Consider the following 12,369-nt stretch of genomic DNA (forward strand, 5'->3'; position numbering starts at 1 on the left):
GTGATGAAGCGGTCGATGAGTTCTGGTTATGCGGGGATCGAGAATCCGTTGTTCACGCTGGATCAGACGTCGATGTTGTTCGGTGATGCGAAGAAGATGGTCGGTGAGGTCACAGAAGAGCTGAAGGTCCTCTAGCGGCACGGCAGCGTCGTCCACACCCCGTCCCGACTCGGCGAGACCGTCCACGGGTCCACGGGTCAGCGGTCGGCGAGGTTCTCGAAGATGGTTGCGTTCGCCATACCACCGCCCTCGCACATCGTCTGTAGCCCGTACCGGATCCCCTCGGCACGCATGTGGTGGACCAGGGTGGTGGCCAGACGGGCGCCCGACCCGCCCAGCGGATGGCCGAGCGCGATCGCGCCGCCGAGCGGATTCACCCGGTCCTCGGATGCTCCGGTGGCGCGGAGCCACGCGCCGACGACGCTGGCGAACGCCTCGTTGACCTCGAAGGCGCCAATGTCGTCAAGAGTGAGGCCTGCTCGGTCGAGAACCCGGGCCGTCGCAGGGATCGGACCGGCCAGCATCGTGACGGGGTCGTCGCCGACCACTGTCGCGGTGTGCACCCGGGCGATCGGGGTGAGCCCCAGCTGACGGGAGCGTTCTCCGGACATCACCAGCAACGCGGCCGCACCGTCGGAGATCTGCGAGGCGTTGCCCGCGGTGATGCGGCCGTCCTCGGGGAAGATCGGGTCCAGCTGACCGAGTTTCTCCAGGGTCGAGGTGCGGCGAATTCCTTCGTCGGACTCGAGTTTCGTCCCATCCGGGACGGCTACGGGGAAGATCTCGCCGGTGAATCGTCCCTCGTCGAGCGCGCGGACGGCCCGTTGGTGCGAGCGCAGGGCGTACTCGTCGAGCCAGGTGCGACTCAGCTCGTATTTGGTGGCGAGGGACTCGGCGCCGCGAATCTGGTTGAACTCGATTCCGTCGTAACGCTTCTTGATCGCGTCGCTGTTGGCGTCGCCGAGGCCGACTCGCCGCGCCGAGCCCATCGGGATCCGGGTCATGGACTCGACACCACCGGCAACCGCGATGTCGTACTGGCCGGAGATCACGCCTGCTGCGGCGAAGTGCAATGCCTGCTGGCTGGATCCGCACTGGCGCTCGATCGTGGTGCCCGGCACCGACTCCGGCCAGTTCGCGGCGAGGACCGCGTTGCGGGCGATGTTGCCGGCCTGCTCGCCGACCTGGCCCACGCAGCCCCACACGACGTCGTCGACCAGGCCGGCCTCGACACCGGCCCGGTCCAGGATCGCGTTCAGGACGGTCGCGGACAGGTCGACGGGGTGAACCTCCGCCAGGCCGCCCTTGCGGCGCCCGACGGGGGTCCGGACGGCTTCGACGATGACTGCATCACGCATGGTGTGTTCCTGTTCTGTCGTTCTCGGTGATTACGTTGCGGTCCAGACCGCGGTGCGGCGTTCGGTGAACGCGGCCGCCCCTTCGCGCGCATCGTTGGAGCCGAACACCGGCATCGCGATCTGCCGGGTTCGTTCGAAGTGCTCCGCGGCCGGCCAGGTGGGGGACTCGTCGACGACTCGCTTGCTGGCTTGGATCGCGAGCGGTCCGTTGGCGGCGATCTCCTCGGCGAGCTCGATCGCGGCCGTCAGCACTGCGGACTCGGGGGCCAGTCGGTTGATCAGGCCGAGAGGGTGTAGCTGTGCGGCGGTCATCGCCTTGCCGGTGAGCACCATCTCCAGTGCGATCGCCCTGGGCAGTCGCGCTGGCAGTCGGGTCAGCCCGCCCGCCGCGGCCACCAGGCCGCGCCGGACCTCGGGCAGGCCGAACGTTGCCGTCGGAGCGGCGACGATGAGGTCGGCGGCCAGCACGATCTCGAAGCCACCGGCAAGGGCGTTGCCCTCGACGGCCGCGATGAGCGGCTTGCTCGGCGGGGCCTCGACCAGTCCGGCGAATCCTCGGCCCTCGACGCGGGGGCTTTCACCCCGCAGGAAGGACTTGAGGTCCATCCCGGCGCAGAAATTTCCGCCGGATCCGGTGAGTACGCCGACTCGCAGACCCGGATCGCTGTCGAGCAGGTCGACCGCCGCGGCGACGGCCTGTGCAACCTCACGGTCGACTGCATTGCGGGCCTGTGGACGGTTGAGCGTGATTACCAGGACCGGTCCCACCCGCTCGGTCAACACGACCGGTGCGGCAGCCTCGTCGCTCACCGCGGTGCCATCCGGATCGCGCCGTCGAGACGGATCGTCTCGCCGTTGAGCATGCCGTTCTCGATGATGTGCTCGGCCAGCGCGGCGAACTCGGACGGTTCACCGAGGCGCTTCGGGTGCGGGACCGAAGCGGCCAACGCGTCCCGGATATCGTCGCGGGCGTTCAACAGCAGGGGTGTGGCGAAGACGCCGGGTGCGATGGTGCACACCCGGATCCCGACGCCGGCGAGGTCGCGGGCCGCGGGCAGGGTCATGCCCACCACACCGGCCTTGGAGGTGGCATAGTTGATCTGCCCGATCTGCCCTTCGTAGGCGGCGACGGAGGCGGTCAGCACACACACGCCGCGATCGCCCTCGAGCACCTCGTTCTTGGCCATCGCCTCGGCCGCGAACCGCAGCACGTTGAAGGTGCCGATGACATTGAGACGGATGACCGACTCGAACGGCTCGATCTCGGTTGCCTTGCCCTCCTTGGTGAGGATGCGCATGGGCCGGCCTCGACCGGCGCAGTGCACGACCGACCGCACCGGGCCGCGCTCGGCGGCGGCGGCGAACGCCGCGGATACGGCATCGGAGTCGGTCACGTCGGTGGGGATGAACTGCGCTGCCACGCCCAGCGCCGCGGCTTGCTCTTCCCCGGCCGAGCCGGGAAGGTCGAGGAGGGTGACGGTGGCGCCGGCCTCGACCAGGCGGGTTGCGGTGGCCAGTCCGAGTCCGGAGGCGCCACCGGTGATTACGGCGTTGGTGTCCTTGATCTGCATGTCGGTGATCCTTCGATGCGGTCCGGGCGCGGGGCGTCCGGGATGGAGGGGGCGTGGCCCCGCCGGGGATAGGGCGGGAGGGCTTACAGACCTATCGACTTCGAGATGACGCTCTTCATGACCTCGCTGGTGCCACCGAAGATCCGGGTGACCCGGGCATCGGCGTACAGGCGCGCGATCGGGTACTCGCTCATATAGCCGTAGCCGCCGTGTACCTGCAGACACTTGTCGATCACCCGGGCCTGCATCTCCGTGCAGAACAGCTTCACCTTGGCGGCGTCGGCGGGGGTGAGGATGCCTGCGTCCAGTGCGATCAGCGCTTGGTCGACCAGCGCCTGTCCGGCCTGTAGTTCCGTCGCGCACTCGGCGAGCACGAACTTGGTGTTCTGGAAGTCGGCCAGCGGCTTGCCGAACACCAGACGTTCCTTGGCATAGCCGATCGCGAGGTTCACTGCGGCGGTGGCGGTGGCCAGGCCGGTGATCGCGATCGAGAGCCGCTCCTGCGGCAGGTTGTGGGCGAGCATGCCGAACGCCTTGCCCTCCTCACCGAGCAAGTTCCGTGCCGGCACGCGGACGTTGTCGAACGTCAGTTCGGCGGTGTCGGACGATTTCATGCCGATCTTGTGTAGGTTGCGACCGCGGATGAAACCTGGCATATCGCCCTCGACGACCAGCAGTGACAGGCCATTCCGGCGGTTCTGTGGATCCTTCGAGGTACGTGCCACCACGATCACCAGGTCGGCGTTGATGCCGCCGGTGATGAAGGTCTTGTTGCCGTTGAGGACGAAGTCGTCACCATCGCGGACGGCGGTGGTGGTGACCCCGGCAAGGTCTGACCCGATGCCGGGCTCCGTCATGGCGATCGCGCTGACCAGGCCGCCGTCGGCGAAACCGGGGAACCAGCGGTCGCTCTGCTCCTCGTTCGCGTACTCGAGGAAGTACGGCAGCACTGTGTTCAGGTGCACCTGGAATCCGCCGAGTGAGGCTGCAGCGTAACCGATTTCCTCGTATACGACGGTGTTGAACAGGAAGCTGTCGATACCGCCGCCTCCGTACTGCTCGGGTACCTGCAGGCCGTTGATGCCGATCTCGGCCGTCTTCTTGTAGAAGTCACGCGGGATGGAACCGGCGGCCTCCCAGTCCGGCAGGTACGGGGTGATCTCCTTGGCGATGAACTGGCGGACAGTCTCGCGGAAGGCATCATGGTCATCATTGAAGATATTGCGCTGCATGATATTTTCCTCTTCGAAATGTATGGCGGTCGGCAGGTGGATGTCGGCGATCAGTGGATGCCGATGACCTTGTCGGCAACGAGCGCGTCGACCTCATCGGCGGGGTAGCCGAGCTCGACGAGCAGTTCGGTGCTGTGTTGCCCGAGGCGGGGGTCGCCTTCGGTGGAGACCTTGGGCATGCTGCCCAGGTGCCAGGGCGAACCGAGGGCGGTGTTCGGCGCCCCGTCCGCTCCGCTGACCTCGATGAACAATCCGGACGCTTCGACATCGGCGCTACGCATGGCCTCGGGGTAGGTGTTGATCTTGCCCGCGACAACGCCGTTGGTGGTCAGGAGTTTCATGGCCTCGTCGCTCGTCATCGTCGAGAAGGCACCTCGCAGTTCGACGAGCATCGCCTTCCGGTTCGCCACACGCAGGGTGTTGTTCGCGAAGCGTGGGTCCTCGGCGAGGTCGGGGCGCCCGATCAGGCGGCACAGCCGGGTGAAGTGCACGTCGGAGTAGGCGGACAGGACCAGACTGCCGTCCTTGGTCGTCATCACGTCTGCAGCGGGGGCGATGCTGGGCTGTCCGTTCCCTTTGCGTACGGGCTCTTCGCCGGTGATCAGGTACTGACCCCAGTTGGTGCCCTGCAAATGGATCGCGACCTCGAGAAGTGAAACTTCGACCGTGTCACCTTCGCCGGTGCGGAGGCGGCGCACATAGGCGGCCAGGATCGCCTGCGCGCAGACGTAACCTGAAGCAGCATCGACGATCTGGGATCCGACCTTCTGAGGCTCGCTGTCGGCCTCGCCGGTGACCCACATCATCCCGCTCTCTGCCTGCGCTGCGATGTCGAGCCCGGGCCGGTACTTCGATGGCCCGTGCAGGCCGAATCCGCTGACGGTGGCGTAGACAATCCACGGGTGGGCCGTCAGGATGTCCTCGGCGCCGAGCCCGAACGACTCCATGACCCCGGGGCGCAGGTTCTGCACTACGATATCGGCGCTCGCAATCAGCTTTCGGGCGATCTCCTGCGCCTGGGGATCCTTCAGGTCCAGCGCCACTGCACGTTTGCCGCGGTTGTAGTTCTGCAGCATGGCCTTCCCTGCCGGTCCGATGCCACGGGCGGATTCACCGTGCAGCGGCTCCACCTTGATCACGTCAGCGCCGAGATCTACCAGGATTTGGGCGGCAGCGGGGGCGGCGATGAACTGTCCGAAGTCGACGACGCGGACGCCGTCCAGGGGCTTGTTGATAATCATGCTGTCTCCTCGACTCGGTGGCGGATAAGGGTGAGGTCGCGCTCGGGATTGACCAGGAACACCGCGATCAGAGCGCCGACGATCATCAGGGCGCCGCTGGACTGGAAGCCGATCGCGTAGCCGGTGATCTTGTCGACGGACGTACCGACGGCAAAACCGAGCACGAGCGGCGCCACCATGCCGGAGATGCTTGCGACCGCAGAGAGCATCCCCAGGACCATCCCGCGCTTCTTCGCCTGAACGACGTCAGCGATTGCGGAGAGCGCGACTCCGAAGGCCGCGGTGTTCAGCGAGAACGCGAGGGTGATCATGACCAGCTGCAAGTTTCCCTGCTGGAGCAGCGTGAACCCGGCCATCGAGACTCCGGCGCCCGCGACGAGGGCCGCGCTGAGATAGCCCCGGGCCGCCCGCCGGGAGACGCCTCGCGAGATCAACCTGCCGGAGAACCAGCCTGCGCTGATGGCGCCGATGGCGGCCAGCCCGTAGGGCAGCATCATGAGCTGACCGGTGGTAGCAGTGTCGTAACCCAGACCTTCCTGCAGGTAGACGGGTAGCCAGGCGATCTTCAGGGTTGTCGACCAGTACGAGCTGAACATCAGTACCGCGATACCGACGACGGTGCCGGTCTGCAGAATCGTCTTGTACGGAGCGTCAATCGTTTCGACCACGACCTTCGAGGCTGGGGCCGGAGCCGCACCGTTGTCGCTGGAGCTGCGGCCGAGGAGTAGCCACGCCACCGCCCACAGGACACCCATCGCAATCAGCACGTAAAACGCGGCGTGCCAATCCCACTGGAAGATGATCCAGGTGAGTACTGGGGCGGCGATCAGTGTGCCGATCGAGGCGCCCGCGGACACGAAGCCGCCCGCCATCGCTCGCTTCTCCGGCGGGAACCAGGAGTGCGCGGCGTGGTTGGCCAGCGCGAACGCGGGCCCCTCGCCGAAGCCCAGGATCACGCGACAGGCAATGAGGACACCGAAGCTGACCGAGCCGAGTAGTGGGATCATCGTCGCGACCCACAGCAGCATCAGCCCGGCGAGCAACCAGCGGATGTTCACCCGGGAGGAGAGCCAGCCGAAGAACAGGGCGCCGGCGGCGAACAACCAGAAGAAACTGCTCTGCAGGAGTCCGAACTGCTGCGAACTCAGCCCGAGATCGCGTTGGATCTGTACGCCGGCGAACGCGATGACGGACTTGTCGGCGTGGTTGATCAGCATGAAAAGGACGAGAAGGCCCACGACGATCCAGGCGCGTCGCATCTGCGTTGATCGTGGTGGCCGCACTGAGGGACTCGTCGACGCTGTTGTGTACATCAGGGGATCCCTTCGGGAACGAACGGCAGCAGCGCACCGGCGAGCGGGGCGAAGTTCGGTCCGAAGGCGACACCATCCAGGTGATGGATCCGACTGCGCTGCATTGGTGTGATGTGGTGCGCACCATTCAACGCGCGGTAATCCATCGGGTCAAAGACCAGAAAAGTAGGAGACTTACTGCAATTGCCTATGAGTCGTCTGATGTGCGGGCGTTGTCCTCGCGCAATCGGCGGTCGCCTTCCTCACGCGTGAGTTTTGCTGCCTCGAGTAGGGACACTCCGTCTGTCATGTGACTCGCGACGGACGTGGCGAACTCCCCGATCGATGTTCGCGCGCAGACCAGGAACGCGGTCGACCCCTCCGTGATTCGCCCCGGCCGGTGGACGACGCCCATCTTGCGGGTTAGTGGCGGCGAGAGTTCGCGTACTACCCCACCACGTAGGCTCGCGTCGAGCCCACTTCGTAGCGCGACGATCGAAACTCCGCCGCCGGCGAGGACAATCGGAAGTACAGCGCCCCGCTGACGCACCTCTACCGCGACATCCGGCTCGACTCCGTGCAGGCGCAACGAGCGCTCGATGAAGTCGCGGGTTGCCGTTCCGCGCCCACTCATGACGAACGGGACGCCGGACAGCTCTGCGATCGGCATCGGTTCCGGCCACCGCGTATCGGTTCCTGGCGGGCACACCAGTACCAGTTGCTGGTCGATCAGTTCCTCGCCCACCAGATCCTCGGTGGGCAGGGGCAGCGCGAGGATGCCCAGCTCGCATGCTCCCGATTTGACCAGCGATACGACATCGGCGGTCTCATCGCGCTCCTCGATGTGAAAGCGGATGTCCGGATACTGATGGCGGAACTTGGCCACCCATACAGACAGTGGGTCTGAGGACAGATCCGACAGAGAGGCTATGTCGATCCGGCCGCCGCGCATCGCACCGACATCTCGGACTGCATTCTCAGCGGACCCCACCTCGCGCAGGATGGTGCGGGCCGGACCGACGAGCGCTTCGCCGGCAGGTGCAAGCACCAGCCCCCGCCCGACCCGGTGGAACAACTCGACATCGAGGTCTCTCTCGAGCTTGCGAACTGCTTGTGACAGAGACGGCTGTGCCACCTGTAGCCGCTCCGCGGCTCGTGTCACTCCGCCGCAGTCGACAACGGCGAGGAAGTACTCGATCTGACGTAGGTCCATGCCCCGAATCTAGAGGCTGGATAGGGCGGGGCGTCCGTATTGCTGATTCGAGACTCGGTCAAGTCCCTGTGAAGTGGTCTACGGCATCCTTGCATGATTAGTCGTCGTCTTCGCAGGTCAAGGCGACACCACTTCCTCGGCAGGTTCGGAGATGGAGTGGGTGGCCGACTTCATGTCTACCCGACCATTCTCACGGCCAGTTCGACGTATCTTTCGGCCAGCGTTTCCGGATCGGAGTAGGCCTTCGACGGGAACCAGCGGCTGACGTCGATCCCCAGTGAGGTGATCGCGAGCGTGGCCGCCCTGGAGTCGATTGTATCGAACTCGCCTGCCGCATTGCCGGATTCGATGATGCGCTCGAACGTCTTCGATGTTGCACGCCTGATCTTGGCGATTGCTTGGAAGTGTTCCTCGGACAGTGCCCGGAGCTCGTATTGGACGACCCTGGCGATCTCATGATGGCGCGCATGCCACTTCACATAGGCAGATACCGTGGCAGCCAGCTGGTCGCGTGGGTGTGTTGTTGTATCGGCTGCCTGGGTGATCGTGTCGAGGACTGCAAGGTGGCCCTCGAGTGCGATGGCGAAGAGGAGTGATTCCTTGGTGCGGTAGTGCGGGTACACGGCGCCGGGGCTGAGATCGAGGCGCGCAGCGATTTCGCGGGTGCTGGCGGCTCCGTATCCCTTGGCGGCGAAGACCTCGGTGGCAGCGGCCCGTATCCGCGCCGCTGCCTTCGACGTGCCCACCCCGGAGGAGGGATCCACAAGTGGTGCGTTCACGTGTGCGACCGCCTGTCGGACAGGGGGAAGGTTGACAGGGCTCCATTCATGAGACCAATATATGCGAATGCATAGAAAATATGCTATCGCATAGTTTTTCCGTTCGACCTCGCACGTAACTTCCGTAGCTGGTCCTCGAACGACTTCCAATCACAGGCAGGAAAAGCAATGGGCAACATAACTTTCGATTTCTCCGGACGCTCGGTCATCGTCACCGGCGCCGCCCGCGGCATCGGCCGTGCCCTCGCCGACCACTTCGCCGAAGCCAAGGCGTCGGTGTTCATGGTGGATTTCGACAAGGACGAGCTCGACCAGGCCGCCCGTGAGGTCGGAGCTGTCGGCATCCCTGCCGATGTCACCAGCACCGAGGACGTCGAACGCGTCGTTTCCCTTGCGATCGAAGAGACCGGCCGCGTCGATATCCTGATCAACAACGCCGGCATCCTACGCGACAGGGTGCTGTGGAAACTGACGGACGACGACTGGAACCAGGTCTTGGATGTCCACGCCGGTGGGACATTCCGGTTCACCCGAGCGTGCGTTCCGCATTTCCGGAAGCAGGAGTTCGGACGGGTCGTCAACATCACTTCCTACACCGGACTCCGGGGCAACCGGGGCCAAGCCAACTATGCCGCCGCCAAGGCAGGCATTATCGGCTTCACCAAGACGGCAGCAAAAGAGCTCGCTGCGTTCGGTGTCACCGTCAATGCTGTTTCCCCCAACGCAGCCACCCGGATGACCGCGTCCATCCCGCCAGAGAAGATCGCCGAGGTCACCGGTCCGATCCCGAGGTTCGCCGATCCATCCGAGATGGCCGACGCGATCGGCTTCCTGGCTTCCGAGGAAGCCGGCTACATCACCGGCGTCGTTCTGCCCGTCGACGGCGGACTCTCTGTCTGAAACGACCACCGAACGGAAACTCATGACTGACGTACTCTCCCGGCGCGACCTCGACTTTCTGCTGTACGAGTGGCTCGACGTGGTGTCGTTGACCACCCGGAAGCGCTTCGCCGAACACTCCAAGGACACTTTCGACGCGGTGCTCGACCTCAGTGCCGACATCGCACACAAGCACTTCGCGACGCACAACAAGAAGGCCGACGCCAACGAACCCACGATGCGTGCGGATGGCACGGTCGAGATGATCCCGGAGGTGAAGCAGGCTCTCGACATCTTCTCGACCGCCGGACTGACAGCGGGACAGTTCGACGAAAGCGTCGGGGGGATGCAGCTTCCCACAACCGTGGTCCGGGCAGCGATGACCTGGTTCCAGGCGGCGAACCCCAGCACTGCGGCGTACCCGTTCCTAACCGCAGCCAACGCGAGCCTCATCTCCACGTACGGCACCGAACAACAGATCGACGACTACGTCCGTCCCATGCTCGAAGGCCGATACTTCGGCACGATGTGTCTTTCCGAACCGCAAGCCGGGTCGTCACTGGCGGACATCACCACCCGAGCACTGCCCCATGGCGACAGCTACCGGTTGACCGGGACGAAGATGTGGATATCCGGCGGAGAGCACGAGCTGTCCGAGAACATCGTGCACCTGGTTTTGGCCAAGACACCCGGTGGAGGTGCCGGCGTCAAAGGTATCTCGCTGTTCATCGTCCCCAAGTTCCTCCCGGGATCCGACGGTGGGTTCACGGAGCGTAATGATGTCACGCTCGTCGGGCTCAACCACAAGATGGGAAATCGGGGGACAACCAACACCTTGCTGTCGTTCGGTGACGGAACACATTCACCCTACGGTCAGGCAGGGGCGATCGGTTTCCTCGTCGGCGAAGAACACCGCGGTCTGGCCTACATGTTCCACATGATGAACGAGGCCCGCATCGGGGTGGGATTCGGCGCGGCGGCGCTCGGTTATGCCGGGTACCTGCGGTCGCTCGACTACGCGAAGGCGCGGCCCCAGGGCCGGCCGGTCGGTGCGAATGATCCGGCGGAGCGGGCCGTCGCGATCATCGATCATGCCGACGTGCGACGGATGCTGCTCGCACAGAAGGCGTACGTCGAAGGTGCACTCGCACTTGGCCTCTACTGCTCTCGGCTGGTGGATGAACAGGACACCGCCCTCGACAAGTCCGCAGCGACCGACGCCGGATTGCTGCTTGACGTGTTGACCCCGATCGCGAAGAGCTGGCCGTCGCAATGGTGTTTGGAGGCCAACAACCTGGCGATTCAGGTCCACGGGGGGTACGGCTACACCCGTGATTACGACGTCGAGCAGTTCTACCGGGACAACCGCCTGAATCCCATCCATGAGGGCACACACGGAATTCAGGGGCTCGACCTGCTCGGGCGCAAGGTTGCCATGCGAGATGGCGCCGGTATGACGCTGCTCGGCTCGAGAATCACCGAAGCGATCGAACGAGCACGACGCCTCAGCCACCACGCCGTGCGCTGTGCCGATGAACTCGAGGATGTGTGGAACCGTCTCGTCGACGTCACGGACGCGCTGCTGTCCGAGCCGGATGCGGCAGCCGCTCTGGCCAATTCGTCAGTGTATCTGGAGGCGTTCGGGCATACGGTCGTCGCGTGGATCTGGCTCGAGCAGCTCACGGTTGTCGGCGACAAGGACGGTGCCTTCTACGACGGCAAGCGGGCCGCCGCTCGCTATTTCTACACCTACGAGCTCAGCAAGGTCGGCCCGCAGATCGACCTTTTGAAAAGCATGGACCGCACCCTGATCGACCTTGACCCTGCCATCCTCTGATCCCCGAAGGACACCATCCATGAGCGTGCTCGACAGTTTTCGTCTCGACGACCGCGTTGTCGTGATCACCGGCGCATCATCCGGTCTCGGCGTGGTATTCGCGAAGGCATGCGCCGAGGCCGGAGCAGACATCGTCCTGGCGGCTCGACGTGTGGACAGGCTCGCCGATACCGCTGCCCTCGTTCGCGCAGCGGGGCGCAGGGCCCTGACCGTGGCGACCGATGTCGCGGACCCTGACCAGTGCCACGCGATGGTGTCGAAGACGATGGACGAATTCGGTCGGGTGGACGTCCTGATCAACAATGCGGGAGTTGGGACGGCCGTCCCAGCCACCCGCGAGACGCCGGAGCAGTTCCGGTCGGTGATCGACATCAACCTCAATGGAGCGTACTGGGCCGCGCAAGCCTGTGGCCGCGTCATGGGACCTGGCAGTTCGATCATCAACATCTCCAGCGTTATCGGGCTCACTACGGCCGGACTACCGCAGGCTGCCTACAGTGCGAGCAAGGCCGGCGTCATCGGACTGACTCGCGATCTCGCCCAGCAGTGGGGCTCGCGCAAGGGAATTCGTGTCAATTCGCTCGCGCCCGGGTTTTTCGCCAGCGAGATGACCGAGCAGTACACGGATGGATACCTCGAGTCGCTGTCGCCGCGCATGGTCCTCGATCGGATCGGCGATCCGGTCGAGCTCGCCGCGACGGTCGTCTGGCTGGCCTCCGATGCGGCTGGTTACGTCACCGGCCAGACGCTCGCGGTGGACGGTGGCGTCACCATCACCTGAGATTCCTCGGTATCGCCCTCGCGGCACATGAGCGCCGGAAGCTCGAATGTGCCCGTAGCAAGGCTGGCGCGACTGTGTGGATGGCGGAGATCGATCGGTGTCGCCGTTATCAGTCTCTGGGTAAACGCCTTTCGATTCCAGGCTCGCCGCCGACAATGTCGGCGGCCAGCCTGGAAAGTTCGGTCA

General features: G+C 64.8%; 12 protein-coding genes. 4 read left to right on the forward strand and 8 right to left on the reverse strand.

All coding sequences use genetic code 11. The annotated features are described in order from the left end of the window. Positions 1-135, forward strand: a 135-nt coding sequence (locus Q7514_RS32835) for an NAD(P)(+) transhydrogenase (Re/Si-specific) subunit beta (RefSeq protein ID WP_330137357.1), incomplete at its 5' end; no start/stop codon positions are given. Positions 136-197: 62 nt separating this feature from the next. Here Q7514_RS32835 and Q7514_RS32840 read toward each other — a convergent pair. From Q7514_RS32840 to Q7514_RS32875, 8 genes are all read right to left on the reverse strand, one after another. Beyond that, the gene (locus Q7514_RS32840) at positions 198-1,358 is read right to left on the reverse strand and encodes a thiolase family protein (RefSeq protein ID WP_330137346.1); all 1,161 of its coding nucleotides are present in this window, start codon (positions 1,356-1,358) and stop codon (positions 198-200) included. A gap of 30 nt (positions 1,359-1,388) precedes the next feature. After that, positions 1,389-2,168 (reverse strand): crotonase/enoyl-CoA hydratase family protein, encoded by a 780-nt coding sequence (locus Q7514_RS32845; RefSeq protein ID WP_330137347.1) that lies wholly within the window; start codon positions 2,166-2,168, stop codon positions 1,389-1,391. Continuing rightward, complete coding sequence (locus tag Q7514_RS32850) at positions 2,165-2,929, reverse strand: SDR family NAD(P)-dependent oxidoreductase (protein ID WP_330137348.1); 765 nt, start codon at positions 2,927-2,929, stop codon at positions 2,165-2,167. Before Q7514_RS32850 ends, Q7514_RS32845 begins: the two co-directional genes overlap by 4 nt. A gap of 83 nt (positions 2,930-3,012) precedes the next feature. Then, entirely contained in the window at positions 3,013-4,161 is a 1,149-nt protein-coding gene (locus tag Q7514_RS32855) for an acyl-CoA dehydrogenase family protein (RefSeq protein ID WP_330137349.1), read from the reverse strand. Between the two features lie 50 nt (positions 4,162-4,211). Further along, on the reverse strand, positions 4,212-5,402 hold the full coding sequence (locus tag Q7514_RS32860) for a CaiB/BaiF CoA transferase family protein (RefSeq protein WP_330137350.1): 1,191 nt from the start codon (positions 5,400-5,402) through the stop codon (positions 4,212-4,214). Continuing rightward, complete coding sequence (locus Q7514_RS32865; RefSeq protein WP_330137351.1) at positions 5,399-6,661, reverse strand: MFS transporter; 1,263 nt, start codon at positions 6,659-6,661, stop codon at positions 5,399-5,401. Before Q7514_RS32865 ends, Q7514_RS32860 begins: the two co-directional genes overlap by 4 nt. A 241-nt stretch (positions 6,662-6,902) precedes the next feature. Continuing rightward, positions 6,903-7,907: a LysR family transcriptional regulator gene (locus Q7514_RS32870; RefSeq protein ID WP_330137352.1), complete on the reverse strand. Its 1,005-nt coding sequence runs from the start codon at positions 7,905-7,907 to the stop codon at positions 6,903-6,905. A 176-nt stretch (positions 7,908-8,083) separates the two neighbouring features. Further along, entirely contained in the window at positions 8,084-8,686 is a 603-nt protein-coding gene (locus Q7514_RS32875) for a TetR/AcrR family transcriptional regulator (RefSeq protein ID WP_330137353.1), read from the reverse strand. A gap of 168 nt (positions 8,687-8,854) precedes the next feature. Between Q7514_RS32875 and Q7514_RS32880 the strand changes: the two genes are divergently transcribed. Genes Q7514_RS32880 through Q7514_RS32890 form a run of 3 tightly spaced genes read left to right on the forward strand, consistent with a single transcriptional unit; the run spans position 8,855 to position 12,183 of the window. Beyond that, complete coding sequence (locus Q7514_RS32880) at positions 8,855-9,586, forward strand: SDR family oxidoreductase (protein WP_330137354.1); 732 nt, start codon at positions 8,855-8,857, stop codon at positions 9,584-9,586. Positions 9,587-9,608: 22 nt separating this feature from the next. Then, complete coding sequence (locus Q7514_RS32885) at positions 9,609-11,402, forward strand: acyl-CoA dehydrogenase (RefSeq protein ID WP_330137355.1); 1,794 nt, start codon at positions 9,609-9,611, stop codon at positions 11,400-11,402. A gap of 19 nt (positions 11,403-11,421) precedes the next feature. Further along, the gene (locus tag Q7514_RS32890) at positions 11,422-12,183 is read left to right on the forward strand and encodes an SDR family NAD(P)-dependent oxidoreductase (protein ID WP_330137356.1); all 762 of its coding nucleotides are present in this window, start codon (positions 11,422-11,424) and stop codon (positions 12,181-12,183) included. The last annotated feature ends 186 nt before the right edge of the window (positions 12,184-12,369 follow it).

Origin of the sequence: Rhodococcus artemisiae (assembly GCF_036327795.1) — a bacterium.
GTDB classification, from domain to species: Bacteria; Actinomycetota; Actinomycetes; order Mycobacteriales; family Mycobacteriaceae; genus Rhodococcus; species Rhodococcus artemisiae.

Coding starts and splice junctions, on each gene's coding strand:
- Q7514_RS32885 (WP_330137355.1), top strand. CDS start 9,609: ATGACTGACGTACTCTCCCGGCGCGACCTCGACTTTCTGCTGTACGAG.
- Q7514_RS32840 (WP_330137346.1), bottom strand. CDS start 1,358: ATGCGTGATGCAGTCATCGTCGAAGCCGTCCGGACCCCCGTCGGGCGC.
- Q7514_RS32870 (WP_330137352.1), bottom strand. CDS start 7,907: ATGGACCTACGTCAGATCGAGTACTTCCTCGCCGTTGTCGACTGCGGC.
- Q7514_RS32860 (WP_330137350.1), bottom strand. CDS start 5,402: ATGATTATCAACAAGCCCCTGGACGGCGTCCGCGTCGTCGACTTCGGA.
- Q7514_RS32880 (WP_330137354.1), top strand. CDS start 8,855: ATGGGCAACATAACTTTCGATTTCTCCGGACGCTCGGTCATCGTCACC.
- Q7514_RS32850 (WP_330137348.1), bottom strand. CDS start 2,929: ATGCAGATCAAGGACACCAACGCCGTAATCACCGGTGGCGCCTCCGGA.
- Q7514_RS32855 (WP_330137349.1), bottom strand. CDS start 4,161: ATGCAGCGCAATATCTTCAATGATGACCATGATGCCTTCCGCGAGACT.
- Q7514_RS32890 (WP_330137356.1), top strand. CDS start 11,422: ATGAGCGTGCTCGACAGTTTTCGTCTCGACGACCGCGTTGTCGTGATC.
- Q7514_RS32865 (WP_330137351.1), bottom strand. CDS start 6,661: ATGCGACGCGCCTGGATCGTCGTGGGCCTTCTCGTCCTTTTCATGCTG.